Genomic DNA, 26994 nt, shown 5'->3' with positions numbered 1-26994 from the left:
GACGGATAGAGCAGGATTGCCCCTATGAACGCTCCGCTCTCCGATTCCTTCGCCAACGGTGACGTCTCCTACTGGTATCGGGCGCTCGGCGTCCCCGAGCCCGCCCGCCGCCTCGGCGGCGACCTGCGGGCCGACGTGGCGATCGTCGGGGGCGGCTACACGGGCCTGTGGACGGCCTACTACCTGGTCAAGGCCGACCCGTCGCTGCACGTCGTGGTCCTGGAGAAGGAGTTCGCCGGGTTCGGCGCCTCGGGCCGCAACGGCGGCTGGCTGGCCGGGCTGCTGCCGGGCAGCCCCCGGCGCTACGCCAAGACCCACGGCGCCGAGGCCGCGCGGGCCTTCCAGCGGGAGCTGTTCACCGCCGTCGACGAGGTCATCTCCGTCTGCGCGGCCGAGGGCGTCGACGCCGACGTGGTGAAGGGCGGCGTCGTCAACGTCGCCCGGACCCCCGCGCAGGCGCTGCGCCTGGAGCAGGAGGTCGAGGCGCAGTACGCCTGGGGCTGGGGCCCCGAGGACGTGTCGGTGGTGCCGGTCGGCGAGCGCATCCGGGTCGAGGGCGCCCTGACGGCATCCTGGAGCCCCCACTGTGCGCGGGTGCAGCCGGCGAAGCTGGCCAGGGGGCTGGCGGAGGTCGTACAGAACCTGGGGGTGGAGCTCTACGAGGGCACCGAGGTGACCGGGATCGCGCCCGGCCGGGTGACGACGGCGCGGGGCACGGTCCGCGCCGACGTGATCCTCCGCTGCACCGAGGGGTTCACCGCGACGCTGAAGGACAACCACCGCGACTGGCTCCCGATGAACAGCTCCATGATCGTCACCGAGCCGCTCCCTCCGAGCTTCTGGGACGAGGTCGGCTGGCAGGGCCGTGAACTGCTCGGCGACTTCGCCCACTACTACATGTACGCCCAGCGCACCGCCGACGACCGCATCGCCTTCGGCGGCCGGGGCCGCCCCTACCTCTACGGCTCCCGGGTCGACGACCGGGGCCACACCCACGGCTGGACGGTCGACGCCCTCTGGAGCCTGCTGCTCGGCTTCTTCCCCGCCGCCCGCTCGACCAGGGTCGCGCACGCCTGGTCGGGGGTGCTGGGCGTGCCGCGCGACTGGTGCGCCACCGTCGGGCTGGACCGTTCGACCGGCCTCGGCTGGGCCGGCGGCTACACCGGCCACGGCGTCACCGCGACCAATCTCGCCGGGCGGACCCTGCGCGACCTGGTGCTCGGCCGCGAGACCGACCTGACCGCGCTGCCCTGGGTGGGCCGCAGGGTGCGCAAATGGGAGCCCGAACCCCTGCGCTGGACGGGGGTGCACGCGATGTACCGTCTCTACCGGCTCGCCGACGCCCAGGAGGCCGGGGGCGTGCCCCGCACGTCCGTGCTGGCCAGAATCGCCGACAAGATCACAGGACACTGAATTGACCGAGACCCTGTTCCACGGAGGCCGCGTCCTCACCCCGGGCGGCTTCGCCGAAGCGGCGCTGGTCCGCGACGGAGTCATCGCCGCCGTGGGCGCGACCGACGAGGTCGCCACCCCGGCCGCGGAGCCGTTCGACCTGGCCGGCGGCCTGCTCACGCCCGGCTTCACCGACAGCCACGTCCACCCGGTCCAGGCCGGCCTCGAACGCGCGTTGTGCGAACTGTCGGAGGTGTACGGCCTCGACGCCTACCTCCAGGAGATCGCCGAGTACGCCGCCGCCCACCCCGGCCGCGAGTGGATCCAGGGCGGCGGCTGGGACATGGCCGCCTTCCCCGGCGGTCTCCCCCGGCGTGAGCAACTCGACTTCCTCGACCGCCCGGCCTACCTGATCCAGCGCGACCACCACGCGGCCTGGGTCAACACGCGGGCCCTGGAACGGGCGGGCATCACCAGGGACACCCCCGACCCCGCCGACGGCCGCATCGAACGCGACCCCGACGGCACCCCGACCGGCGTCCTGCACGAGGGCGCGATGGACCTGGTCGGCCTCCTCACCCCCCGCCCCACCGCCGCCGACCAGGAGGCCGCGCTGCTGGACGCCCAGCGGCACCTGTTCTCCCTGGGCATCACCGGCTGGCAGGACGCCATCGTCGGCTCCTACGCCGGCTCCGACGACCAGCTCCCCACCTACCTGTCGGTGGCCGGGAGAGGCCTGCTGAAGGCCCGCGTGGTGGCGGCGTTGTGGTGGGACCGCACGCGGGGCGCCGAGCAGATCCCGTCACTGGTCGAGCGCCGCGCCTCGGCGGCGGGGCTGGAGAGGTTCCGCGCCGGGGCCGTCAAGATCATGCAGGACGGCATCGCCGAGAACTTCACCGCGGCCGTCATCGAGCCCTACTGCCGCTGCGGCGGAACGGGCCTGTCCTATGTGGATCCGGAGCTCCTGAAGGGCTACGTCCGCGAACTCGACGCGCTGGGCTTCCAGGTGCACTTCCACGCCATCGGCGAGCGCGCCGTCAGGGAGGTGCTCGACTCCCTGGAGGGCACCGACCCCGCCAACCGCCACCACGTCGCCCACCTCCAGATCATCACCCCCGACGACGTGCCCCGGTTCGCCAAGCTCGGCGCGGTGGCCAACCTCCAGCCGCTGTGGGCCGCCCACAGCCCCCAGATGGACGAGCTCACCCTGCCCTACCTGGGCGAGCCCCGGTCGTCGTGGCAGTATCCGTTCGGCGACCTGGTCGCCTCCGGCGCGCGCCTGGCGGCGGGCTCCGACTGGCCGGTGTCGTCGGCCGACCCCCTTGAGGGCATGCACGTCGCGGTCAACCGGGTCGAGCCGCCCGGCTCCCACCACGCCGGGCACTCCGCGACGCCGTTCCTCCCCGGTCAGGCGCTGGACCTGCGCACGATCATGACGGCGTACACGGAGGGAAGCGCCTGGCTCAACGGGTCGCCGGCGGGCGTGATCGAACCCGGCCGCCCGGCCGACCTGGTCGTGCTCGACCGCGACCCCTTCGCCCAGCCGGTCGAGGAGATCGCCCTCACCCGGGTCCGCGCCACGTTCATAGACGGCGACCAGGTGTTCTGACGCACGAAAAAGCCCCGCTGCCAGGGCAGCGGGGCCGTTTCGGCAAGTCCTAGTAGATCGGACGCGAGGAGGAGCGCAGCCGCTCCAGCGCCTCCGCGAGGATCTGCGCGCCGTCCTTGTCGCTCCGGCGCTCCTTCACGTAGGCAAGGTGGGTCTTGTAGGGCTCGTTGCGCGGCGGAGCAGGCGGGTTGGCCTGGTCCTGACCCGCGGGCAGGCCGCAACGGGGGCAGTCCCAGAACTCCGGGACGGCCGCGTCGCTGGCGAAACTGGGACGCGTCTCGTGAAGATTCGCGCACCAGAAGGCGACACGCACTCGGGGGGCCGCCTCGCCGCGCTCGGCCTCGCCCATCGGGCCGGCTCCGACTCGACTGCCACGGATCGCGTTGCCACTACCCACGGATTACTCCTCGCTCGATCGCCCCGCGGGGAACACGGGGAGAGAATGAACCCTATGTGACGCTTGCGGCTGCTACGGCTTGAGCAGCAGGCCGAGCGCGATGATGCAGACGAACCACACGACGCCGGTGATGACCGTGAGGCGGTCAAGGTTGCGCTCCACGACGGACGAACCGCCGAACGACGAGGCGAAGCCGCCGCCGAACATGTCCGTCAGACCGCCGCCCTTGCCCTTGTGGAGCAGAACCAGCAGCACCATGAGGCAGCTCGACAGAATGAGGGCGATGGAGATTCCGATAGTCACGGTAGACCTTTTCCGGATAGCGCCTGAGCGGCATGACGATTCAAACGTGCTCTATGAGGGTACGACCTGGTGTCAAGTCGCACCCCCATAATGACCCAGCTAGGCCGACATCTGCGCTAAAACCGGCAGATCTTCACGAACTCCGCCGGGTCGAGGCTGGCCCCGCCGACGAGCGCGCCGTCGACGTCGGGCTGTGCCATGATCGCGGCGACGTTGTCAGACTTCACCGAGCCTCCGTAAAGGATACGGACGGCGTCGGCGACTTCCGTGTCGTACAGCTCGGCGAGTCGCACGCGGATCGCGCCGCACACCTCCTGAGCGTCGTCGGGAGTGGCGACCTCGCCGGTGCCGATCGCCCACACCGGCTCATAAGCGATCACGATCGTCTTCGCCTGCTCGGCCGTGACGCCCTTGAGGGCGCCGTCGACCTGGGCGAGGGTGTGCTCGACCTGGTTGCCCGCCTGGCGGACCGGCAGGCCCTCGCCGACACACAGGATCGGCGTCACCGAGTGACGGTAGGCCGCCTGGACCTTGGTGTTGACCAGGGCGTCGTCCTCGGCGTGGTACTGCCGGCGCTCCGAGTGGCCGATCGCCACGAAGGTGCAGCCGAGCTTGCCGAGCATGGCGCCGGAGATCTCCCCGGTGTAGGCGCCGCCGTCGTGGGCGGACAGGTCCTGGCCGCCGTAGACGATGCGGAGCTTGTCGCCGTCGACCAGGGTCTGGACGCTGCGCAGGTCGGTGAACGGGGGCAGCACCGCGACCTCGACCTTGTCGAAGTCCTTGTCGGTCAGGGAGAAGGCGAGTTCCTGAACCAGCTTGATCGCCTCAAGGTGGTTCTTGTTCATCTTCCAGTTGCCGGCGATGAGCGGCTTGCGGCTCACGTCAGTCCTCCAGCGCGATCAGGCCGGGCAGTTCCTTGCCCTCGAGGTATTCGAGCGAGGCGCCGCCACCGGTCGAGATGTGCGAGAAGCCGTCTTCCGGCAGGCCGAGCTTGCGGACCGCCGCGGCGGAGTCGCCGCCGCCGACCACGGTGAACGCCTCGGAGCGCACGAGCGCCTCGGCGACGGCGCGGGTGCCGCCCGAGAAGGCCTCGAACTCGAACACGCCCATCGGGCCGTTCCAGAACACGGTCTCGGCGTCGGCCAGCTTCTGGGCGAACAGCTCGCGGGTGCGCGGGCCGATGTCCAGGCCCTCCCGGTCGGCCGGGATGGCGGTGGCGTCGACGACCTCGTACTCGGCGTCCTCGGCGAACTCGGTCGCGGCGAGGATGTCGACCGGCAGGACCAGGTCGACGCCGCGCGAGGCGGCCTCGTTCAGGAACCCGCGGACGGTGTCGAGCTGCTCCTCCTGCAGGAGGGACTTGCCGACCTCGTAGCCCTGGGCCTTGAGGAACGTGTATGCCATGCCGCCGCCGATGAGCAGCCGGTCGACCTTGGTCAGCAGGTTGGCGATGACCTTGAGCTTGTCGGAGACCTTCGCGCCGCCCAGCACCACCGCGTAGGGGCGGGCCGGGTCTTCGGTCAGCTTCCTCAGCACGTCGACCTCGGCGGCGATCAGGCCGCCGACCGCGTGGGGAAGCTGCCTGGGCACGTCGTAGACCGACGCGTGCTTGCGGTGGACCGCTCCGAAGCCGTCGCCGACGTAGAGGTCGGCGAGCATGGCCAGGCGGGCCGCGAACTCGGCGCGGGCGGCGTCGTCCTTGGACTCCTCGCCCGGCTCGTAGCGCAGGTTCTCCAGCAGGGCGACCTGGCCCTCCTCCAGCGCCGCGACGGTGGCGCGGGCGGAGTCGCCGACCACGTCGGCGGCGAAGGCGACCGGCTCGCCCAGCAGCTCGGAGAGCCGCTTCGCCACGGGGGCCAGCGAGAACTCCGGCTTGACCTGGCCCTTGGGACGGCCCAGGTGAGCGCAGACGATCACCTTGGCGCCCTTGCCGGCCAGCTCCCGGATCGTCGGGAGCGAGGCGCGGATGCGGCCGTCATCGGTGATCACGTCCCCGTCGAGGGGAACGTTCAGGTCGGCGCGCACGAGGACGCGCCGACCCTTCACGTCGAGCTCGTCGAGACCACGCATCAGAGCGAGGCACCCACGTACTCGATGAGGTCCACGAGGCGGTTGCTGTAACCCCACTCGTTGTCGTACCAGCCGATGACCTTCACCTGGTTGCCGAAGACCTTGGTCAGGCCGGCGTCGAAGATGCAGGAGCTCGGGTCGGTGACGATGTCGCTCGAGACGATCTCGTCCTCGGTGTAGGTGAGGAAGCCCTTGAGCGGGCCCTCGGCGGCGGCCTTGAACGCGGCGTTGACCTCTTCGACGGTCACCTCGCGCTTGAGGTCGACGGTCAGGTCGGTGGCCGAGCCCGTGGGGATCGGCACGCGCAGCGCGAAGCCGTCGAGCTTGCCCTTGAGCTCGGGCAGCACCAGGCCGATCGCCTTGGCGGCGCCGGTCGAGGTGGGGACGATGTTCAGCGCGGCGGCGCGGGCGCGGCGGAGGTCGCCGTGCGGGCCGTCCTGCAGGTTCTGGTCCTGCGTGTACGCGTGGATCGTCGTCATGAGGCCCTTCTCGATCCCGAAGGAGTCGTTGAGGACCTTGCCGAGCGGGGCCAGGCAGTTGGTGGTGCACGACGCGTTGGAGATGATCGTGTGGTTCGCCGGGTCGTAGGTGTCGTGGTTGACACCCATGACGATGGTGACGTCCTCGTTCTTCGCCGGAGCGGAGATGATGACCTTCTTCGCGCCGTTCTCGGCGTGGACCTTGGCCTTGTTGGCGTCGGTGAAGAAGCCGGTCGACTCGACGACGACGTCGACGCCCAGGTCGCCCCACGGAAGGTTGGCCGGGTCGCGCTCGGCGAACGCCTTGATGGGCTTGCCGTCGACGATGATCTCGTCAGCGGTCGCCTTCACCTCGTAGGGGAGGCGGCCGAGGATGCTGTCGTACTTGAGCAGGTGCGCGAGCGTGGCATTGTCCGTGAGGTCGTTGACAGCGACGACCTCGATGTCCTTGCCGCTGGCTGCGGCGGCTCGCCAGAAGTTGCGGCCAATGCGGCCGAAGCCGTTGATGCCTACGCGGATGGTCACGGGGATCCGATCTCCTCGTCCGTCGTTACGTGACTGAAACCTCGGTGCAGACCCTATCGGACTCAAATTGGTTTAGACCAAGCGGGTCTGCCGCAGGGCGGCATAGCGTAAGAAAGCCGCAAAGCGGGGCGACTTTCTGTAAAAAATTGCGCTGTGATGTGGGGTCTTCAGCCGCTCAGCATGTCGGCCGTGAGGCTCGCCTCGGTGGTCGGCAGGCCGAGGTCCTGGGCCCGCTTGTCGGCCATGGCGAGCAGGCGGCGGATGCGGCCGGCGATGGCGTCCTTCGTCAGGGGCGGGTCGGCGATCTGGCCGAGCTCCTCCAGCGACGCCTGCTTGTGCTCCACCCGCAGCCGCCCGGCGATCACCAGGTGCTCGGGGGCGTCGTCGCCGAGGATCTCCAGGGCCCGCTGCACCCGCGCCCCCGCGGCCACGGCCGCGCGGGCCGAGCGGCGCAGGTTGGCGTCGTCGAAGTTGGCGAGGCGGTTGGCGGTGGCCCGGACCTCGCGCCGCATCCGGCGCTCCTCCCAGGCCAGCACGCTGTCGTGGGCGCCGAGGCGGGTCAGCAGGGCGCTGATGGCGTCGCCGTCGCGGACGACCACGCGGTCGACGCCGCGCACCTCGCGGGCCTTGGCGTGGATCTTCAGCCGGCGGGCGGAGCCGACCAGGGCCAGCGCGGCCTCGGGGCCGGGGCAGGTCACCTCCAGCGACATCGACCGGCCGGGCTCGGTCAGCGAGCCGTGGGCCAGGAACGCGCCCCGCCAGGCGGCCTCGGCGTCGCACGTCGCTCCTGACACGACCTGTCGGGGCAGGCCCCGAACCGGGCGGCCGTGGTTGTCGATCAAGCCGGTCTGCCGCGCCAGCGCCTCGCCGTCCTTGTAGACGCGCACGACGTAACGCGACCCCTTCCGCAGCCCCGCCGGGGCCAGCACCAGGACCTCGGCCTTGTGGCCGAACACCTCGCCAATGTCCTTGATCAGGCGGCGGGCCGTCACGTTGGTGTCGAGCTCGGCCTCGATCACGATCCGGCCGCCCACCAGATGGAGCCCGCTGGCGAACCTCAGCAGCGTCGACACCTCGGCCTTGCGGCAGCAGGGCTTCAGCACCGGCAGACGGCTCAGCTCGTCTTTTACCACGCCTGTCATGGCCATTAGCGCGTGTCCTCCCCCAAACAGACTATGGCCGTTAGTCTCTCGCACGCTGACTAGGGGGTATCACCGCTTCTCGCGGAAAATCTCGTCCAGGACAGCGGCAAGGCGTGGTGCGTCATGCCTGGCAGATCCGTCAGCGGCGCCCACATCGGCCAATACCAGACGGCCCCCGAGGGCCACCACGGCCTTCTCCAGTTCGCCCGGTTCGGGAACCACGCCCCGATCTGCGACGACGGCGTCGACCAGCAGCGACGGCGCGTGGTCGCGGAGCACCTCCAGGTGGTTCTCGGGCGAGAAGCCGTCGGTCTCCCCCGGCTGGGGAGCCAGGTTGAGGATGACCAGCCGCCGGGCGCTCGTGGTCGCCAGCGCCCTGGCCAGCTCGGGCACCTTCAGGTGCGGCAGCACGCTGGTGAACCAGGAGCCGGGCCCGAGCACCACCCAGTCGGCCTCGTGGATGGCCGTGACCGCCTCGGGAGACACCGGCGGATCGGATGGAACGAGCGAAATCGCCCGCACCCGGCCGGGCGTGAGCGCGCACGCGACCTGCCCCCGGACGATCGTGACCGCGCCGTCGAGCTCCACCTCGGCCTGGATGTCGAGCGGCACCGAGGCCATCGGCAGCACCCGCCCGTGGGCGCCGAGGAGGCGGCCGACCCACTCGAGCGCCTTGACAGGGTCGTCAAGGAGCTCCCAGAGCGCCACGATCAGCAGGTTGCCGACCGCGTGTCCCTGCAGGTCGCCCTCGCCGTGGAAGCGGTGCTGGACGACCCGGGACCACGTCTGGCCCCACTCGTCGTCGCCGCAGAGCGCGGCCAGCGCCATGCGCAGGTCGCCGGGCGGCAGCACGCCGAGCTCGCGGCGCAACCGGCCGCTGGAGCCGCCGTCGTCGGCGACCGTGACGACCGCGGTGAGGTCGGTGGTGACCCGGCGCAGGGCGGAGAGGGAGGCGTGCAGACCGTGGCCCCCTCCGAGCGCGACGACCCTCGGTCTCGCGGGGGCGTCGTCACTCACTCGCGACCCACGTCGCGGTGGCTGACCTGGACGTCCATGCCGCGTTCGCGCAGCCGCGCGCCGAGCTGCTCGGCCATCGCCACGCTGCGGTGCTTGCCGCCGGTGCAGCCGACGGCGAGGGTGGCGTAGCCCTTGCCCTCGCGGGTGTAGCCGGCGGCGACCACGCCGAAGACCTCCTCGTAGCCGTCGAGGAACTCCTTGGCGCCGGGCTGGCTGAGCACATATTCCCTCACCGGGACGTCGAGACCGTTCATCGGCCGCAGCTCCGGCACCCAGTGAGGGTTGGGCAGGAAACGGCAGTCGACCACGAGGTCGGCATCAACCGGAAGGCCGTATTTGTAACCGAACGACACCACGTTGACCTTAAGGCCTGGCCGGTCCTCCCCGCCGAAGAACGAGACGATCTTCTTGCGGAGTTCGTGGACGTTGAGCTTGGAGGTGTCGATCACCAGGTCGGCGTTGGCCCGGACCTCGCGCAGGATGCCCCGCTCGCGGTCGATGCCGTCGACCAGGCGGTTCTCCGCCTGGAGCGGATGGGGCCGGCGGACGTTCTCGAACCGGCGTACCAGCTCGTCGTCGCTGGCCTCCAGGAACACCACCCGCACCTCGACCCCGCGGCCGTCGAGCTCCTCGATGGCCGCGTTGAGGTCGGTGGTGAACGCCAGCGACCGCACGTCGACGACCGCCGCGACGTGGTCGGCGGCCAGCTTGACCCGCCCGGCCTCCTCGGCCAGCGAGAACAGCAGGCCGGGCGGCAGGTTGTCGATGACGAACCAGCCCAGGTCCTCCAGCGCCTTGGCCGCGGTGCTGCGCCCGGCGCCGGACATGCCGGTGACGATCACGAACCCGGGCTCACCGGACTTGTTGTCGCTCATGCGCTCTCCCCCTTCAACGCCGCGACGATGGCCTCGGCCGTCGCCGGCCCGATGCCGGGAACCTCGCATATCTCGGCGGCGGTCGCGTCACCTAGGCGTTTCACGGAGCCGAAGTGACGGAGAAGAGCCTGCCGCCGGGCGGGACCGAGACCGGGGACCGCGTCCAGAGCGCTCTCTTTGAGCGATCGGGACCTCTTGGCACGATGGTAGGTGATCGCGAAGCGATGCGCTTCGTCACGGAGCCGCTGCAGAAGGTAGAGGGCCTCACTCGATCGCGGCAGGATCACCGGCTGGTCGTCGCCCGGCAGCCAGACCTCTTCGAGCCGCTTGGCCAGGCCGCACACCGCCACGTCGTCGATGCCGAGCTCGTCGAGGGCCCGCTGGGCCGCCGCCGCCTGGGCGGGGCCGCCGTCGACCACGACCAGGTTGGGCGGGTAGGCGAACTTGCGCGGGCGGCCGGTGTCGGGGTCGATCGGCTCACCGGTGGGTTCGCCGCCGAGCTCGCCGGTGGCGCTGCGTTCTTCGAGGTAGCGGCGGAACCGCCGGGTGATGACCTCGTGGATGGACGCGACGTCGCCTTCGGTGGATTTGATCTGGAACCGCCGGTATTCGCTCTTGCGGGCCAGCCCGTCTTCGAAGACGACCATCGAGGCGACCACGTTGGTGCCCTGGATGTGGGAGACGTCGTAGCACTCGACGCGCAGCGGCGCCTGGTCGAGGTCGAGCCCCTCAGCGAGCTCCTGCAGGGCCTTGCTCCGGCTGGTGAGGTCGCTGGAGCGGCGCAGTTTGTGCTGGGTGAGGGCCTCTTTGGCGTTGCGCTCCACGGTCTCCATGAGCGCCCTCTTGTCGCCGCGCTGCGGGACCCGCACCTGGACGCGGGCGCCCTTGGCCTCGGAGAGCAGCTCGACCACGGCGTCGAGGTCGGGCGGGGTCGCCGGGACGAGGATCTCGCGCGGGATCTCGGCCTCGGAGTACATCTGGATCAGGAAGTGTTCGACCAGGTCGCCGGGCGAGGACTCCTCGACCTTGTCGACCACCCAGCCGCGCTGGCCGCGGATGCGCCCGCCGCGCACGTAGAAGACCTGGACGGCGGCTTCGAGGTCGTCTTCGGCCAGCGCCACGACGTCGGCGTCGGTGGCGTCGCCGAGCACCACGGCCTGCTTCTCCAGCGCCTTCTGCAGGGCCTGGACGTCGTCGCGCAGGCGGGCGGCGCGTTCGTACTCCTCGACCGCGGCGGCCTCGCGCATCTCCTGTTCGATGCGCTTGATGAAGCGGGTGGTGTTGCCCGCCATGAAGTCGCAGAAGTCCTCGGCCAGGGCGCGGTGCTGCTCGGGGGTGACCCGGCCGACGCAGGGCGCCGAGCACTTGTCGATGTAGCCGAGCAGGCAGGGCCGCCCGATCTGCCCGGCCCGCTTGAACACCCCCGCCGAGCAGGTGCGGACCGGGAAGACGCGCAGCAGCAGGTCGACGGTCTCGCGGATGGCCCAGGCGTGGCTGTAGGGCCCGAAGTAGCGGGTGCCCTTGCGCTTGGCGCCGCGCATCACCTGGACGCGGGGGAACTCGTCGGACATCGTCACCGCGAGGTAGGGATAGGACTTGTCGTCGCGGTATTTGACGTTGAAGTGGGGGTCGAACTCCTTGATCCAGGAGTATTCGAGCTGGAGGGCCTCGACCTCGGTGCCGACGACCGTCCAGTCGACGCGGGCCGCGGTGGTCAGCATCGACTGCGTGCGGAAGTGGAGGCCCGCGAAGTCGGCGAAGTAGGAGTTCAGTCGTTGCCGCAGGCTCTTCGCCTTGCCCACGTAGATCACCCGGCCGGAGGGATCCCTGAAACGGTAGACGCCGGGGGACTCGGGGATCGATCCGGGTGCGGGCCGATAGGTTGCCGGATCAGCCACCCTCAAAGACTATCCGCCCCCGCTGACATTCCGATTCCATGATCGAGGACATCATGGGAGCGTCTCCATCACCTGCGGCATCGCCGCCACGAACCCGGCGAGACACCCGATGGCGGTCACGACGGCGTAGGGCCGCCACCCGGTCATCCGCTCCCCCAGGTGCCGCGCCAGCGCCAGATGGCACGTCAGCACGACGACCGGCACGAACCGGGCGAACTCGTAGCGCCCCGCCCACGCGGCCACGCCGACGACGCCCGTCCCGAGGGCGGCGATGATCAGCAGTTCCCTGCCGAGCGGCCGGCGCAGCCCGTAGAGGAGCGCGGGAACGCCGAGCAGGGCGAGGCCGTACCGGAGATGGGGGTCCTCCACCAGCGGCGCGTGCACCTCCGAGAACTCCGGAGAGTCGGCCAGCACCCCGGTCACGTCGGGGTAGGGCCAGGCGAGCGCGAGCGCGATCGCCCCCACCCCCGCGGGCACGATCAGCACCAGCCGCCGCCACTCCCACCGCCGGGCCACCAGGATGCCCACCACGCCGAGCAGCGTCGCCACGGCCGCGAACGGATGGACGAGCAGGATCGCCGGCGGCAGCAGCACCAGCCCGACGAGCCCGCGCCCGCTCTCGCGGAACCGCACGAACACCGTCCACGTGAGCACCATCAGCGCTAAGGCCGGCGTCGACGGGAAGGCGAACGAGAACGACAACGAGGTGAGCCCCGGGAACCCGGTAGCCCCGAGCCCGCTGACCCCCCACAGGACCACCGTGAACACCGCCGCCAGCGCCGCGACGGAGTCACGCGCGCCGAGCTCCCGCCCGAACGCCCGCAGCGCGACCAGCAGCAGCAGGACGTTCAGTATGCCGGCGCCCGCCAGAACGGTCTCGGGCCCCGCGCCGGAGATCCGGGCCAGCATGGCCAGCCCGAGGACGTAGGGCGTCGGCGTCCACCCCCCGGCCGTCGGCTCGTCGAGCATCGCCCGCAGGGTGGCGACGTGGAGATCCCAGTCGGCCAGCCAGGCATGCCGGAAGGCGACGAGCACCCCCCACCCCAGCACCGCCCCCGCGGCCAGTACGAACCACCCCGGCCGACCGGCCCGCGCGAACCCCCACACCACTCCATGATCATCACCCGACCGTCAACCGAGCACCCCCGACACCCCAAGCGGCGCCCTCGACAGCCGCTCCGATTCGGGGAGCCTGTGAGAACACCCACGCCCGACGCCCGAGCCGCGCGTGCGGAGCACGCGCCGTCCAACTACGCCAGGACGATGCTGTCGCCGCTGACCGTGATCTGCTTCTCCTCCAGAGGCGACGGCGCGGGGCCACCGGCCACCGACCCGTCGGAGATCTTGAACTTGCTGCCGTGGCACGGGCAGTTGATGGTGCCGCCCGAGATGCTGGCCACCGTGCAGCCCGCGTGGGTGCAGACGGCCGTGAAGCATTTGAAGTTGCCGGGCGTCGGCTGGGTGATGACGACCTTCTCGGCTTCGAAGATCTTGCCGCCGCCCTCGGGGATGTCGGCCGTCTTGGCGAAGGCGTTGGCGGCCTGCGCGGGCGGCTCCTCCTCCGCGGGCGGGTCGGCCGGTTCCTCGTCCGGCTCGCCGGCCGGGGGCGCCTCGGACTGGGCGTCGCCGGTCGGCGGCGGGTTGTCGCCCCAGGCGGGCTTGGCCTGGTCGGCGGGCACCGAGCCCGGCGGCTCGGCGCTGGTGGCCGCGCCGGAGGAGTAGCCGGTGCACGCCGTCAGGGCGGCGGCCAGCCCGGCGCCGCCCACCGCGAAGACCAGGCCCCGCCGCGTCAGCGCGCTCGTGACCTGTTCCTGCTCAGAGGTGCCGTCAACGTTCATTTCCATCCTCCGCTGGGGGACTTCGCGATCATAGGTAGGTACGGGGCCAACCCCGTTCGCGGTTCAGCCTGACCTACCGGATCCCGGCGGAATATGAAGAAATGCACTTACAGGTCGAGGATCTTCCGCAGGAACAGCCCGGTGTGGCTGCCGTCGACCAGCGCGACGTCTTCGGGGGTGCCGGTCGCGACCACCCGGCCGCCGCCAGAACCGCCCTCGGGACCCATGTCGATCACCCAGTCGGCCGTCTTGATGACGTCGAGGTTGTGCTCGATCACGATGACCGTGTTCCCCGCGTCGACCAGCCGCTCCAGCACGCCCAGCAGCCGCCGGATGTCCTCGAAGTGGAGGCCGGTGGTCGGCTCGTCGAGCACGTAGATCGTGCGGCCCGTCGAGCGCCGCTGCAGCTCGGAGGCGAGCTTGACGCGCTGGGCCTCGCCGCCCGACAGGGTGGTGGCGGGCTGCCCGAGGCGGACGTAGCCGAGGCCGACGTCGTTGAGGGTGCGCAGGTGGCGGCTGATCGCCGGGATGGCCTCGAAGAAGTCGAGCGCCTCCTCGATCGGCATGTCGAGGATCTCGGCGATCGTCTTGCCCTTGTAGTGGACCTCCAGCGTCTCCCGGTTGTAGCGGGCGCCGTGGCAGACCTCGCACGGGACGTAGACGTCGGGCAGGAAGTTCATCTCGATCTTGATGGTGCCGTCGCCGGCGCACGCCTCGCAGCGTCCGCCCTTGACGTTGAAGCTGAACCGGCCCTGCTGGTAGCCCCGGATCTTGGCCTCGGTCGTCTGCGCGAACAACTTCCGGACGTGGTCGAACACCCCGGTGTAGGTCGCCGGGTTGGAGCGCGGGGTGCGCCCGATCGGCGACTGGTCGACGTGGACGACCTTGTCGAGCTGGTCGACCCCGGTCACCCGCGAGTGCCGGCCCGGCACGGTCTTCGCGCCGTGGAGCTCCTTGGCCAGGGAGTTGTAGAGGATGTCGTTGACCAGCGTCGACTTGCCCGAGCCCGACACCCCGGTCACGGCGGTGAAGACGCCGAGCGGGAACTCGACGTCGATGCCGCCGAGGTTGTGCTCCCGGGCGCCCTTCACCACGAGCTGGCGCTTGCGGTCGCGCTTGCGGCGCTTCTTGGGCACCGCGATGGCCCGCCGCCCCGACAGGTAGGCGCCGGTCAGCGACTCTTCGCTGGCCAGCAGCTCTTCGACGGTGCCCGAGACGACCACCTGGCCGCCGTGCTCGCCGGCGCCGGGGCCGATGTCGACCACCCAGTCGGCCGCCGCGATGGTGTCTTCGTCGTGCTCGACGACGATCAGGGTGTTGCCCATGTCGCGCAGCCGGATCAGGGTCTCCAGCAGGCGCATGTTGTCACGCTGGTGGAGGCCGATCGAGGGCTCGTCGAGGACGTAGAGGACCCCGACCAGGCCCGAGCCGATCTGGGTGGCGAGCCTGATGCGCTGGGCCTCGCCGCCGGCGAGGGTGCCGGCGGCCCGGTCGAGGGTCAGGTAGTCGAGGCCCACGTCGAGCAGGAAGCCCAGGCGGGCGTTGATCTCCTTGACCACCCGCTCGGCGATCTGCATGTCGCGCTCGGAGAGCTTGAACCCGGCCAGGAACTTCGCGCACTCGCCGATCGACAGGCCCGCGACCTCGGCGATCGACGACCCGCCGACGGTCACCGCGAGCGAGACCGGCTTGAGGCGGCGGCCCTTGCAGGCCGGGCACGGGATCTCCCGCATGTAGCCCTCGAACTTCTCCCGCACCGCGTCGCTCTCGGACTCGGCGTGGCGGCGCTGGATCCACGGGATCACGCCGTCGAAGTCGGTGTAGTAGGAGCGCTGGCGCCCGAACCGGTTGCTGTAGCGGATGTGGACCTGCTCGTTGTGCCCGTGGAGCAGGGCGTTCTGCTGGGCGCGGGTCAGCTTCTCCCACGGGGTGTCGAGGTCGAAGCCGAGCGCGTTGCCCAGGCCCTCCATCAGCTTCTCGAAGTAGTCGCTGGTGTGGCCGCCCGCCCACGGGGTCAGCGCGCCGTCGCCGAGGGTCTTCTCCGGGTCGGGGACGACCAGCTCGGGGTCGACCTCCATGCGGGTGCCGAGGCCCGTGCACTCGGGGCAGGCGCCGAACGGCGAGTTGAACGAGAACGACCGGGGCTCCAGCTCCTCGAACGACAGGTCGTCGTAGGGGCAGTAGAGGTGCTCGGAGTAGAAGCGCTCCCGGTTGGGGTCGTCGGCCTCCAGGTCGACGAAGTCGAGGGTGATCGTGCCGCCCGACAGCTGCAGCGCGGTCTCGACCGAGTCGGTCAGGCGCCGGCGGGCCGAGTCTTTGACCGCCAGCCGGTCGACGATCACCTCGATGTCGTGCTTCTCGTACTTCTTGAGGGTCGGCGGCTCCTCCAGGCGGATGATCGTGCCGTCGACGCGGGCGCGGGCGTAGCCCTTGGTCTGGAGCTCGCGGAACAACTCGGCGTATTCGCCCTTGCGGCCCCGGATGACCGGCGCGAGCACCTGGAAGCGGGTGCCCTCCTCCAGCTCCAGGACGCGGTCGACGATCTGCTGCGGGGTCTGCCGGGCGATCGGCCGCCCGCAGGTGGGGCAGTGGGGCTTGCCGATGCGGGCCCACAGCAGCCGCAGGTAGTCGTAGACCTCGGTGATCGTGCCGACGGTCGAGCGGGGGTTGCGGCTGGTCGACTTCTGGTCGATCGAGACCGCCGGGGACAGGCCCTCGATGAAGTCGACGTCGGGCTTGTCCATCTGGCCGAGGAACTGCCGGGCATAGGCCGACAGCGACTCGACATAGCGCCGCTGGCCCTCGGCGAAGATCGTGTCGAAGGCCAGGCTGGACTTGCCGGAGCCGCTCAGCCCGGTGAAGACGATCAGGGCGTCTCGGGGGAGATCGAGAGAGACGTCCTTCAGATTGTGTTCGCGTGCGCCACGCACGACGAGACGGTCAGCCACAGCGTTCCCGATGGTCGTTGGGGTCTACAGGTGTGCGTCGGGCAGGCTATCCGCCGCCACCGACAAAAACCGGCCCGGCCGGTCTCCCCCTGCTCATCCAGAGTATGCAGGCGGTCAAACCTGTTGTCCCGTGGACGAGGATGAAGCCATGTCCCTCCTTCACGACTACCGGGCGGAGCTCCAGGCCGCCGACGCCCGGCTGATCGCCACCGTGGCCGCCCTGTCCGACGACGAGATGCGCGCCCCCTCGGCCCTGCCCGGCTGGACCCGCGGCCACGTGGTCACCCACGTCGCCCGCAACGCCGACTCTCTGGTCAACCTGCTCACCTGGGCCCGTACGGGCGTGGTCACCCCGCAGTACCGCGACGCCGCCGAACGCGACGCCGGCATCGAGGCGGGCTACGCCAGGCCCGCCAAGGAGCAGCTCGCCGACCTGGAGGAGAGCACCGCCCGGTTCGCCGCCGCGGCCGACGCGATGCCCGACGACCGGTGGAACGCCCTGATCAGCGGCACCCGCCCGCCCGAGCACCCCGCCTGGTACGTCGTCATGCGCCGCCTGCGCGAGGTCGAGATCCACCACGGCGACCTCGGCACCGCCTACACCTGGCGCGACTGGCCCGACCGCTACGTCCACTGGGAGTGGCGCGACTCCCCCGCGCTGGCGGACGAGCCGACGTACCGGAGCCTGACCGCGACCGACACCGGCGAGACGATCACCGGGGCCGACGGCCCCGACCTGCGGGCTGCCAAGCGGGAGCTCGTCGCCTGGCTGATCGGCCGGCACAGCCCCGACGGCTTCCCGGCTCCCCCGCCCTGGATGGTCCGGTCGGCCCCCGACGGCCTAGCGTGATCTCATGACCTATACGGGAGACGTGTCCAAGGGCGGCCCGGCCGACGTCCGGGAACTGGAGAAGATCACCATCGCCAAGATGGAGGTCGGCGACTTCGGCAACAACACCTACCTGATCCGCTGCCGGGAGACCGGCGACGGCATGCTGATCGACGCCGCCGCCGAGCCCGGGAGGATCCTGGAGCTGATCGGCAGGCAGCCCATCAGCGTGATCGTGACCACCCACCAGCACGGCGACCACTGGGGCGCCCTGGAGGAGGTCGTCAGGGCGACCGGCGCGACCGTGGTGGCGGGCCGCGAGGACGCCGGGGCGCTGCCGGTCGAGGCCCGTCCCGTCGACCACGGCGACCGGGTGACCGTCGGGGTGACCGACCTGGAGGTGATCCACCTGCGCGGGCACACGCCGGGCTCGATCGCCCTTTACTACCCGGGCCACGTCTTCACGGGAGACTCGCTGTTCCCGGGCGGCGTGGGCAACACCTGGAAGGACCCGGAGCGGTTCACCCAGCTCTACACCGATGTGGTGGAGCGCGTCTTCGACCGCTTCGACGACGAGACGTGGGTCTATCCCGGCCACGGGAAGGACACCACGCTCGGGGCCGAGCGTCCCGCGCTGCCCGAGTGGAAGGCGCGCGGCTGGTAGGTCAGCGCGCGCCCAGCACCCTGGCGATGAGCGTGGCGGCGGCGTCGGGCTCCTCGGCGCTCTCGACGACCTCGCCCCACGACCACCGGTAGAACCAGCCGCCCTGCAGCGAGACGCAGTCGACGGTCTCGTTGAGCAGGGCGGCCTCGGGGTCGCTCACCTTCAGCGACGGCGGATCGAGCCGAAGGGTGACGTCGAAGCCGCGCTGTTCGAGTTCACGCGCCAGCTTGCCGAGGAAGTAGGACCGGGTCAGCTCACGCGGGGCGGTCGCCATGTGCCCATTCAACAACGGCGGCACCGCCCCGGGACAGCCGCCCCGTCACGAGTCGGCGGCGCGGCGTTCCTTGCGCTGGGCCCGCTTGAACATCAGCACCCGCAGCGGGATCGCCGACACGATCGCGATCTGCATGATCGCGCCGACCTGGATGAGCTGGTCGCCGCCGGGCAGACCGGCCGCCCAGATCGTGAGGCAGGCCACGTTGATCATCATCCAGCCGAGCACGACGGCCGCCAGGTTGCCCTTCGGCTTGGGGTACTCGATCCGGCTGATCATCAGGTAGGACGTGGCGAAGATGCCGAGGATCGTCCAGATCGTCGGCTGGAACAGCAGCACGATCGAGACGATCGTCATGGCGCCCATGGGGATGGGCAGGCCCATGAAGTCGCCGCTCTTGGTCTTCACGCAGGCGAACCGGGCGAGCCGGGTCACCCCCGCGAGCAGCACCGACGCCGCGGCGGCCAGCACGAGCCACAGGGGCAGCGGGGCGTCGAAGCCGCCCCAGATGACGATCATGAACGCCGGCGCGAAGCCGAAGCTGATCACGTCGGCGAGGTTGTCGAGCTCGGCGCCCATCGCCGAGGCCCGGAACCGGCGGGCCACCAGCCCGTCGAACAGGTCACAGGTCGCGCCGACGAGCAGCAGCACGACGGCGGTCCCGAAGAACCGGGGGTCGGGCTCGAACTTGCCGGTCATCCTGAGCTGGTCGATCGCGCTGTACGCCAGCACGACCACCGACAGGAACCCCGACAACGCGTTGCCCAGAGACAGCAGGTCGGCCGCCGACAGGCGGAACGCCTTGCCGACCGGCCCTATCGGTTCTTCCTCTTCTTCGACGGACCAGGTTCCGGCCCTGATATCAGGCGCGGTCAATGCGGGTCACCCCAGCCACGGTCTTGTCGCCGACGGTCACGGCGGGCTCGACGCCCTCGGGCAGGTAGAGGTCGACCCGGGAGCCCAGCCGGATCAGCCCGACGCGGTCGCCCTGGGCGACCTTCGCGCCGGCCTGCAGATAGGGGACGATTCGGCGCGCGACGGCCCCGGCGATCTGGACCATCTCGATGTCGCCGAGCGCGGTGTCGAAGTGCCACACCACACGTTCGTTCTTGTCGCTGTCCTTGTTGAACGCGGGCACGAAGCCCCCCGCGATGTGCTCGACCGAGACGACGGTCCCGGCGGCGGGGGCGCGGTTGACGTGGACGTTCAGGGGGCTCATGAAGATGGCGACACGGGTGCGGCCATCGGGCCAGGGGTCGACGCTCTGCACGACGCCGTCGGCGGGCGAGAGCAGCCGCCCGGCGCCGGGCGAACGGTCAGGATCACGGAAGAACCAGAGCATCCCTCCCGTGAGGGCCGTCAGCGGCACCGCCGCGAGAGCCCACTTGGGAGACCGAGCGGTCAGCGCCGCGGTGACGGCCGCCGCGGCCGCTGTCGGAGCCAGCCACGGCGACACACCGCGCGCGAGCCGTATGCGCGGGCGAGGACTTTCCATTTCGTTCGACACTAGGAGCCTTTGTACTCTTTTGCGACTAGAGGACGGATTTGCGACTTAGGCAGTTATGTTACCGATGCCACAGTCCCTAACCGTCCTCTTTCGCGTCAAGCGCGGCACCCCCGAGGGGTTTCGAGGCCTTAGTGGCGCTCCGCCTGCTCCGGGGCGGCGTCCGCGTCGACGGCCGGAGGGGTGCGGCGGGACTTGATGATGCTCGCCACCGTCGTGATCACCATCGTGCCGATGATGACGCTCAGCGAGACCTGGATCGGGATCTTCGGCGCCCAGTCGACCACATCGTGCATGGCCTCGAGGATCAGCTTCACGCCGATGAAGGCGAGGATGAAGGCCAGGCCGTAGCTGAGGTAGACCAGGCGCTGCAGCAGACCGCCGAGCAGGAAGTAGAGCTGCCGCAGACCCATCAGGGCGAACGCGTTGGCGGTGAAGACGATGAACGCGTCGGTGGTCAGACCGAAGATCGCGGGGATGGAGTCGAGGGCGAACAGCAGGTCGGTGCTGCCGATGGCGATCATGACGATCAGCATCGGGGTGACCATCTTCTTGCCGTCGACCCGGACGATCATCTTGGAGCCGACGTAGTCGGGGGTGGTGGGGAACGCCCGGCGCGCGTAGCGCAGCAGGATGTTCTCGTCGAAGTCCTCTTCGCTCTTGTTGTGGTCGCGGATCATCGTGTACGCGGTGTAGAGGAGGATCGCGCCGAACACGTAGAAGAGCCAGTGGAAGGAGTTGAGGGCGGCGGCGCCGACGACGATGAAGAACCCGCGCATGACCAGCGCGATCAGGATGCCGATCGTCAGCACCTTGTGCTGGTAGGCCTTCGGCACCGCGAACCTGGACATGATGATGAAGAACACGAACAGGTTGTCGATGCTCAGGCTGTATTCGGTGATGTAACCGGCGAAGAACTCACCCGACTGCTGCGGGCCCGCGAAGATCAGCAGGCCGATCCCGAACAGCACGGCGAGCGCGACGTAGAGACCCACCCAGAATCCCGCCTGACGGAGGGAGAACTCTCTGGGCTCCCCTCGGTCGACGACCCACAGGTCGACGGCGATGACCACGAGCAGGCCGATGATGACGGCAGCCCAACCCCACACGGGAATGTCCAATTCCTTAATCCCTCCGGCGCGCGACGAAACACACTGCCGGAGGTCTCTCCCGCCCCTGGAAAACCTCCAGACACGGACCGACGGCCCCGGGTGCAGACACCGTGATGACGGGACCGTCGCGAAGGGATACTCCCCCCCAACGCGAACAGTATAGAGACCATGCCCAAGGGCTTCTGAACCCCAGGGGCAGGTTTCCTGAAGGAATTATTCCTCTCAACCCGGAACAAGCCCGGGTGATTCCCCGCTCAGCCGTAGTTCTTCAAGGCGGCCTCGACCGCGTCGGCCTCGCCCGGCAGCGCCCGGCCACGGGCCAGCGCGGCGGCCCTCAGCCCGTCCACCAGGGCGTCGTCCGCCAGCAGCCGCAGCAGCGCCGACCGCAGCTCCCCGGCGTCGCCGGGCGTCACCAGCAGTCCCGCGTCGCCGGTCATCGGCGGCACACCCCCCACGGCGAAGCCCACGACGGGCACCCCCGCCCGCAGCGCCTCCTGGACGGTCAGCGGCTGCCCCTCCCAGCGGCTCGGCACCACCAGGGCGGTCGCGGCCTTCAGCAGCGCCGCGACGTCGTCGCGCGGGCCGAGCAGGGTCACCGGCAGGTTCTCGCGGGTCACCCGCTCCTGAAGGGCCTCGCGCAGCGGCCCCTCCCCGGCGACGGCGAAGACGACGTCCTGCGGATACGGCCCCGCCGCCGCGTCGAGCAGCACCTCCAGCCCCTTCTGCTGGGCCAGCCGCGCCACGGTCAGCAGCACCCTTCTGCCGCCGAACTCGGTGGTGGCGGGCAGGTCGGCCAGCGGCGGCGCGGGCACCACGGCCGGGGCGACGGCCCGCGCGCCGAGCGCCGTCATACGCTCGCAGAGGTCGGGCGAGACGCCGAGGACCACGTCGGCCCGCCTGGCGACGACCCGTTCAAGCGTCGCGTACACCGCGCCGATCGCGCCGCCGGCGGTGACCGCGTTGTGCAGCGTGACCACCAGGCGGCGCGGGCGGGCCAGCGCGGCCAGGGCGCCGGCGCGCAGGCCATGGGCGTGCACGACGTCGGCCTCGATCCGGCGCAGGACACGGACCGTCCGGGCGTCGTTCACCGGGTGGGGGCGGTCGGCGACCGGGACCTCGGCGAAGGACTGGGTGAAGCCGAACCGGTCCCGGGTCTCGGCCGGACCGGCGACGACCACCTCGTGCCCCCGGGCCTCGAAGCCGTCGGCGAGGGTGCGCACGTGTCGGCCCACTCCCCCGGCGCTGGTGCCGAGGGTCAGCAGGATCTTCACCGTCTGATCACTTCCCTGAGGTCGTCACGGTCGATCGCGGCCGCGACCGCGCCGCCGGAACCGGCCGCCACGATCCCGGCCAGGCCCGCCACCAGCACACTGCCCCACAGGCCCGGGGCGCCCAGCAGCCAGACGACGGCCGAACCGGCCACCGCGCCCGTCACGCCGCCGCCGACCGAGGCGAACGCGGCCCGGCCGAGCCCGGCGAGAGGGCCGTACGCGCGGCGGACCGCCAGAAGCAGCAGCACCCCCGCGGTCGTCATGCCGATCGTGCTGCCCAGGCCCAGCGCGCCGACCGCCCAATCGTCGGGCAGGGTGAGCACCAGGGCGACCTGGGCGGCGATCACCACGAGCCAGCCGATCACCTGGTCACGGGCGGCGGGGCGGCCGTGACCTCCCGCGTACAGGACGCGGGACAGGTGGGCCATCAGGCCGTAGCCGACCAGGCCGGGGGCGAACGCGACGATGCCCAGGGTGAGCTGGCCGGGCGGCACCTGCGACCTGGTCTTCAGGAACACCTCGGCGACCGGCGCGGCGACGGCGGCCAGGGCGCCCGCCGCCAGGCCGGAGACGAGGATCACCGCGCGGGTGGTGCGGGCGGCCAGTTCCGCGAACCCCCGCCCGTCACCGGTCTCCCAGCGGGCCGACAACACGGGGAACGCGCTGGTCGCGATGGGGACCGCGAGGACGGCGTACGGGACCAGGTAGATCGCCCACGCGTAGTTGTAGGCGGCCAGCCGCCCCGCACCCCCCTCGTTGGCCAGCCGGACGACCACGGCCATCGCGGCCTGCTGGGCGAGCAGGGCGCTCAGCCCGGCCACCGCCAGCCGTCTGACCTGGGGCGCGACGCCGGGCGGGAAGCTGAGCACCGGCCGCCAGCGCAGGCCGAGCCGGGCGACCGGCCCCACCACGGTGAGCACGAGCGCGAGCACGCCGAGGGTGGTGCCGACCGACAGGACGAGTTCGGCCGCCCGGGGCAGCCCGGCGACCTCGATCGTGCCGCCGAGCGGGACGAACGCCAGATAGGCGGCGATGACGACGACGCTCGACACGAGCGGGGCCAGGGCGGGCCCGGCGAACCTCCGGTGGGCCTGGAGCACGCCGTAGAGGACGACCGCCAGACCGTACAGAAGGATCTGGGGCGCGAAGACGACCAGCATGCGGGCGGCGAGCACCACGACGTCGCCGCCGTCGCACCCGTCCATCGTGCCGGGCACGAAGATCCACACGATGGGGCCCGCGAACAGCGCGGCCAGCACGCTCAGCGGGACCAGCAGCACGACGACCCAGGTCAGCAGCCCCGACGCGATCCGCCCGGCGGTCTCCTTGTCACCGCGCTCGGCGGCGCCCGCGAGCACCGGCACGACCATGCCCGCCAGCGCGCCCCCGACGACGACCTCGAAGATCAGGTTGGGGACGGCGTTCGCCGTGAAATAGGCCGTCGACAGGCAGCCCGTGCCGACCGTCTTGGCGAACACGAGCTGCTTGGCGAAGCCGGTGACCCGCGCCGCGATCGTGATGACGCCGATGAGCAGGGCCGCGCGGGCGACCCCCCGGGCGGTCAAGGGGTGGGCCGGGTGACCTCGGCCGGAGGCGGCACCGGGCGGCGCCCGAGCATGTCGAGCCGGTTCAGCACCGGATTACCCGCGATGACCTTGGTGAACGACACCTTCTCCGAGGCGGCCGTCAGCGCCGCGACCGTGCCCAGCACGGCCAGCCGTCCCGGCCGCCCGAGCTGCTGCGCCGCCGCCAGCCCCAGCAGCGCGCCGAGCGCGTTCGCGCCGGTGTCGCCGAGCATGGCGCGTTCGGCCAGGTCGTCGGGGAGCAGCGCCGCGGCCGCGCCGAGGGGCACGGCGGCCAGGGGCGACCCGGCGAGCGGCGCGCCGGCCAGCAGACCGACCTTGATCGCCCGGCCGGGCCGCAGGTCGAACAGGTTGGCCAGGTTGGCCGACCCGGCGATCAGCAGGCCGTCGATGGCGATGTCGGCCACGTTCCGGCGGGTCAGCGCGGCGGCGGCGAGCCCAGTCGCGCCGATCCCGAGGATCTTCACCGCGCCGCTGGTGACCTGCCCCCTGCGCAGCGCGGACAGGTGGCCCTTGAAGCCCTTGGAGGCGCTGGTGCCGAACACGTCGTCGTAGGCGCCGAGCGCGCCGCAGGCGAGGGAGGTCAGCACGCCGGCCGCCTTCACCTTCGCGGGCAGACCGGGCGTGAGCGCCAGCGCGGCCCCGGCCCCGGCCGCGAACGCCGGGCCTTCGAGCAGCGTGACGGGCTCGCCGCGATGGTTGACGCGGGCCCAGGTCTTCTCCTCGCCGAACGGCTGCTTCTTCGTGAAGGCCGTGTAGGCGACCCGCGCGGCGGCCGCGCCGAGCGCCGCCCCCGCCAGGGCGAGGAGCAGGGGACGTTGAGTCACGGCGGATCCTTCCGGGTCAGCCCGTGGACGAGGCCACGGGAGACGGAGTCGCAGAGGGGGTGACGGACGGCGTGATCGCGGGCACGGCCGGGGCCGGCTCGAACGCGGTCGCGCCGCTGCCGATCCCGTAGGCGCCCGACTGCCCGCCGAGCTGCTCCCGGAGCGCGTCGACCACGACGATCCGCCCCGAGGGGAGGTCGAGGGTGTCGACGCTGGAGACCTGGGAGGTCTCCTCGCCCGAGTCGAGCAGCGCGGCGATGACGCCGCCGGTCGCCGAGGCGGCGGTGGTGCCGGTCATGACGGTACCGAGCCCGGCCTTGTCGAGGGCGCCGGACACCGAAACGATCGCCCCGTTCATCGTCTCGGCCGTCTCGCCCTCGTAGGGCAGCGCGGGCGCGACCACGATCGCCAGGGTGGCCCGGTCGGCCGGTTCGCCGGAGACCGCGATGAACCCGCCCTCCTGGAAGGCCGAGAGCACCGTCGAGGTGGCCGTGTTGACCGTGCCCGCCTGCGGGCGCATGTTCGTCACGAGCGCGGCGGCCAGCACGGTGCCCGCCTTGTCGTAGGGGGTGGCGCCTTCGGGGAAGGCCGCCCCGGCCGGGGCGAGCTGGGTGGCCAGCCCGTCGACGACCCCGGCCTGCTCGGCCTCCAGGAAGCCGTCGGTGAGCGACACCCGGCCCGTGTAGGTCGCGCCGGCCAGCTCCAGCACCTCGCGCAGCGGGTCGCGCAGCGCCGTGGGGGCGCCCGGCGCCTCGACGACCACGACCCGCTCGCCGGCCAGGTCGCGCTCGACCAGTTCGGCGGTGGCGGAGGAGACGAAGGTGTTGTTGCCGTCTTCGCGGGCCTGCTGCGCGGCCATCTCGGCCCGCAGGGTCAGGTTCTCCTTCTTCAACGTCTCGGCGGTCACCTGCGTCGACTCGATGATCGGGTCCTGGATGACGGTGCTGCCGAGCACGATGCCGACCGTCAGCGCCAGGAAGATCGCCACGATGGAGACGAGGTGATAGCGAAAATCGATCACGAGAAGAGTCCGACCACCCAGAAGATGAAGCCGTTCCAGACGTCCTGCGCCCCGTCGAGCCAGATCTTGCCGACCGGCGAGACGAACAGCACCACGCCGATCGTCACGATCGTGGTGGCCACCAGGAGAAGCAGCGACGCCGCGGAGATGCGGCTGCGATAGAGCCTGCTGACGCCCTTGGCGTCGATGAGCTTGCTGCCCAGCCGGAGCCGGGTGAGGAAGGTGCTGGCCATGCCCGCCCGCCCCTTGTCGAGGAACTCGACGAGCGTGGCGTGGGTGCCGACCGCGACGATGAGCGAGGCGCCCTTCTCGTCGGCCAGCAGCATCGCGATGTCCTCGCTGGTGGCGGCGGCCGGGAAGACGACGGCGTCGCGCCCCAGCTTGCGCACCCGGTCGAGCCCGGGGGCCCGGCCGTCGGGATAGGCGTGGACGACGAGCTCGGCGCCGCCGCTCAGCGCCTCGTCGGAGACCGAGTCGAAGTCGCCGACGATGATGTCGGGCCGGTAACCGGCCTCCAGCAGCGCGTCGGCGCCGCCGTCGACCCCGATCATGACCGGCCGGTATTCGCGGATGTAGGGCCGCAGCGCGGCGATGTCTTCCTTGTAGTGGTAACCGCGCACCACGATCAGGGCGTGCCGCCCGTCGAGCTTGGTGCGGACGTCGGGCACACCGACACCGTCGATGAGCAGGTCGCGCTCGCGCCGGACGTACTCCATGGTGTTGACGGTGAACGCTTCGATCTGGACTGACAACCCCGCGCGGGCCTCGACCATCGCGGCCTCGACCGACTCGGCGGTCATCACCTCGCCCTTGCCGGCGATCTCGTCGTCGACGTAGACGACGCCCTCGGCGATCCGGACCGTGTCACCGTCGCGGACCTTCTCGAACAGCTCCGGCGTCGCGTTGTCGACCAGGGTCACCCCGGCCTCGAGCAGGATCTGCGGCCCCAGGTTCGGGTAACGGCCGGAGACGCTCGCCGCGACGTTGACCACCACGGCCACGCCACACGCGACGAGGGCCTCCGCGCTGACCCGGTCGATGTCGACGTGATCGATGATCGCGACTTCCCCCGGGCGAAGGCGTTTGGTGAGCCTCTTGGTGCGCCGGTCGATCCGCGCCGTCGCAGTCACCCCGGGAAGGACACTGACCTTCCGGCGGCGGAGGCCTGGAACCCTGACGCTCGAGACCTTCATCGGGACCATCCTGCCAGAGGCGGCGACCATGAAGGCCCGACACCCCGGCACCCGCCAGCTTTGTCGCCACCCTGCCCTCATGCCGCCGTCCCCCATGTCGCCATCCGGCCTCGTCCGGGCACGATGCCCACCTCTGCCCAGAACACGAACCGATGTCACCCGTCGCGGGAGGCCTTTCCCGACGATCGGCCGCACGCCCCCGCGCGACCGCCACCCGCGGTGA

25 protein-coding genes are annotated in these 26994 nt (G+C 71.0%); 4 read left to right on the top strand and 21 right to left on the bottom strand.

Going from position 1 to position 26994, the window contains the following annotated elements; all coding sequences use genetic code 11:
* Nucleotides 1-24 precede the first annotated feature (24 nt).
* Both QSK34_RS23915 and QSK34_RS23910 read left to right on the top strand, forming a co-directional pair.
* Nucleotides 25-1413, top strand: coding sequence for an NAD(P)/FAD-dependent oxidoreductase (locus QSK34_RS23915; protein ID WP_285586814.1), 1389 nt, complete (start codon nt 25-27; stop codon nt 1411-1413).
* A 1-nt stretch (nt 1414) separates the two neighbouring features.
* Nucleotides 1415-3001, top strand: coding sequence for an amidohydrolase (locus tag QSK34_RS23910; protein WP_285586811.1), 1587 nt, complete (start codon nt 1415-1417; stop codon nt 2999-3001).
* A 49-nt stretch (nt 3002-3050) separates the two neighbouring features.
* On the opposite strand, the gene QSK34_RS23905 is transcribed toward QSK34_RS23910, so the two are convergent.
* The 12 genes from QSK34_RS23905 to uvrA all read right to left on the bottom strand — a co-directional run bounded on the left by QSK34_RS23905 (nt 3051) and on the right by uvrA (nt 16493).
* The gene (locus QSK34_RS23905; RefSeq protein ID WP_081898407.1) at nt 3051-3398 is read right to left on the bottom strand and encodes an RNA polymerase-binding protein RbpA; all 348 of its coding nucleotides are present in this window, start codon (nt 3396-3398) and stop codon (nt 3051-3053) included.
* A gap of 72 nt (nt 3399-3470) precedes the next feature.
* Nucleotides 3471-3701, bottom strand: a complete 231-nt coding sequence (gene secG, locus QSK34_RS23900; RefSeq protein ID WP_030452236.1) for a preprotein translocase subunit SecG — start codon at nt 3699-3701, stop codon at nt 3471-3473.
* Between the two features lie 116 nt (nt 3702-3817).
* On the bottom strand, nt 3818-4582 hold the full coding sequence (gene tpiA, locus QSK34_RS23895; RefSeq protein ID WP_285586804.1) for a triose-phosphate isomerase: 765 nt from the start codon (nt 4580-4582) through the stop codon (nt 3818-3820).
* A gap of 1 nt (nt 4583) precedes the next feature.
* A complete protein-coding gene (locus QSK34_RS23890) occupies nt 4584-5771 on the bottom strand; it encodes a phosphoglycerate kinase (protein ID WP_285586802.1) in 1188 nt (395 codons plus the stop codon).
* Nucleotides 5771-6775 carry a type I glyceraldehyde-3-phosphate dehydrogenase gene (gene gap, locus QSK34_RS23885; RefSeq protein ID WP_161483091.1) on the bottom strand — a complete coding sequence of 335 codons (1005 nt, stop codon included), beginning with the start codon at nt 6773-6775 and terminating at the stop codon, nt 5771-5773. Before gap ends, QSK34_RS23890 begins: the two co-directional genes overlap by 1 nt.
* A gap of 167 nt (nt 6776-6942) precedes the next feature.
* Nucleotides 6943-7923 (bottom strand): DNA-binding protein WhiA, encoded by a 981-nt coding sequence (gene whiA / locus QSK34_RS23880; protein ID WP_030452232.1) that lies wholly within the window; start codon nt 7921-7923, stop codon nt 6943-6945.
* Between the two features lie 63 nt (nt 7924-7986).
* On the bottom strand, nt 7987-8934 hold the full coding sequence (locus QSK34_RS23875) for a gluconeogenesis factor YvcK family protein (protein WP_285586797.1): 948 nt from the start codon (nt 8932-8934) through the stop codon (nt 7987-7989).
* Nucleotides 8931-9809, bottom strand: a complete 879-nt coding sequence (gene rapZ / locus QSK34_RS23870) for an RNase adapter RapZ (protein ID WP_161483089.1) — start codon at nt 9807-9809, stop codon at nt 8931-8933. Before rapZ ends, QSK34_RS23875 begins: the two co-directional genes overlap by 4 nt.
* On the bottom strand, nt 9806-11707 hold the full coding sequence (gene uvrC, locus QSK34_RS23865; protein ID WP_285586794.1) for an excinuclease ABC subunit UvrC: 1902 nt from the start codon (nt 11705-11707) through the stop codon (nt 9806-9808). Before uvrC ends, rapZ begins: the two co-directional genes overlap by 4 nt.
* Before the next feature lie 51 nt (nt 11708-11758).
* Nucleotides 11759-12817: a hypothetical protein gene (locus QSK34_RS23860; RefSeq protein ID WP_285586792.1), complete on the bottom strand. Its 1059-nt coding sequence runs from the start codon at nt 12815-12817 to the stop codon at nt 11759-11761.
* Nucleotides 12818-12957: 140 nt separating this feature from the next.
* On the bottom strand, nt 12958-13545 hold the full coding sequence (locus QSK34_RS23855; protein WP_161483086.1) for a Rieske (2Fe-2S) protein: 588 nt from the start codon (nt 13543-13545) through the stop codon (nt 12958-12960).
* Nucleotides 13546-13652: 107 nt separating this feature from the next.
* Complete coding sequence (gene uvrA, locus QSK34_RS23850) at nt 13653-16493, bottom strand: excinuclease ABC subunit UvrA (RefSeq protein WP_161483085.1); 2841 nt, start codon at nt 16491-16493, stop codon at nt 13653-13655.
* A gap of 148 nt (nt 16494-16641) precedes the next feature.
* On the opposite strand from uvrA, the gene QSK34_RS23845 reads away from it, so the two are divergent.
* Together QSK34_RS23845 and QSK34_RS23840 are read left to right on the top strand one after the other, a co-directional pair.
* Entirely contained in the window at nt 16642-17343 is a 702-nt protein-coding gene (locus QSK34_RS23845) for a maleylpyruvate isomerase N-terminal domain-containing protein (protein WP_285586786.1), read from the top strand.
* Nucleotides 17344-17347: 4 nt separating this feature from the next.
* The gene (locus QSK34_RS23840; protein ID WP_285586783.1) at nt 17348-17986 is read left to right on the top strand and encodes an MBL fold metallo-hydrolase; all 639 of its coding nucleotides are present in this window, start codon (nt 17348-17350) and stop codon (nt 17984-17986) included.
* A gap of 1 nt (nt 17987) precedes the next feature.
* Here the strand turns inward: QSK34_RS23840 and QSK34_RS23835 are convergent, their stop codons facing one another.
* The 9 genes from QSK34_RS23835 to steA form a co-directional block, all read right to left on the bottom strand.
* Nucleotides 17988-18260: a hypothetical protein gene (locus tag QSK34_RS23835; RefSeq protein ID WP_161483082.1), complete on the bottom strand. Its 273-nt coding sequence runs from the start codon at nt 18258-18260 to the stop codon at nt 17988-17990.
* A gap of 45 nt (nt 18261-18305) precedes the next feature.
* On the bottom strand, nt 18306-19136 hold the full coding sequence (gene pssA / locus QSK34_RS23830; RefSeq protein ID WP_285586781.1) for a CDP-diacylglycerol--serine O-phosphatidyltransferase: 831 nt from the start codon (nt 19134-19136) through the stop codon (nt 18306-18308).
* Nucleotides 19123-19755: a phosphatidylserine decarboxylase gene (locus QSK34_RS23825; protein WP_285586779.1), complete on the bottom strand. Its 633-nt coding sequence runs from the start codon at nt 19753-19755 to the stop codon at nt 19123-19125. The genes pssA and QSK34_RS23825 overlap by 14 nt, the downstream gene beginning before the upstream one ends.
* A 140-nt stretch (nt 19756-19895) precedes the next feature.
* Nucleotides 19896-20873, bottom strand: a complete 978-nt coding sequence (locus tag QSK34_RS23820) for a TerC family protein (RefSeq protein WP_285586777.1) — start codon at nt 20871-20873, stop codon at nt 19896-19898.
* 257 nt (nt 20874-21130) lie between these two features.
* Complete coding sequence (locus QSK34_RS23815; protein WP_285586774.1) at nt 21131-22147, bottom strand: glycosyltransferase family 4 protein; 1017 nt, start codon at nt 22145-22147, stop codon at nt 21131-21133.
* Nucleotides 22144-23712 carry a murein biosynthesis integral membrane protein MurJ gene (murJ, locus tag QSK34_RS23810; protein ID WP_285586772.1) on the bottom strand — a complete coding sequence of 523 codons (1569 nt, stop codon included), beginning with the start codon at nt 23710-23712 and terminating at the stop codon, nt 22144-22146. Before murJ ends, QSK34_RS23815 begins: the two co-directional genes overlap by 4 nt.
* Nucleotides 23709-24557 carry a hypothetical protein gene (locus tag QSK34_RS23805; RefSeq protein ID WP_285586771.1) on the bottom strand — a complete coding sequence of 283 codons (849 nt, stop codon included), beginning with the start codon at nt 24555-24557 and terminating at the stop codon, nt 23709-23711. The genes murJ and QSK34_RS23805 overlap by 4 nt, the downstream gene beginning before the upstream one ends.
* A gap of 16 nt (nt 24558-24573) precedes the next feature.
* Entirely contained in the window at nt 24574-25578 is a 1005-nt protein-coding gene (locus tag QSK34_RS23800) for a copper transporter (RefSeq protein WP_285586769.1), read from the bottom strand.
* On the bottom strand, nt 25575-26780 hold the full coding sequence (steA, locus tag QSK34_RS23795; RefSeq protein ID WP_502875545.1) for a putative cytokinetic ring protein SteA: 1206 nt from the start codon (nt 26778-26780) through the stop codon (nt 25575-25577). The genes QSK34_RS23800 and steA overlap by 4 nt, the downstream gene beginning before the upstream one ends.
* Nucleotides 26781-26994: the final 214 nt, after the last annotated feature.

It is taken from the genome of Herbidospora sp. NBRC 101105, from assembly GCF_030269205.1.
In the GTDB taxonomy this organism is placed as follows: domain Bacteria; phylum Actinomycetota; class Actinomycetes; order Streptosporangiales; family Streptosporangiaceae; genus Herbidospora; species Herbidospora solisilvae.
This window is presented reverse-complemented; position numbering and strand designations above follow the sequence as displayed.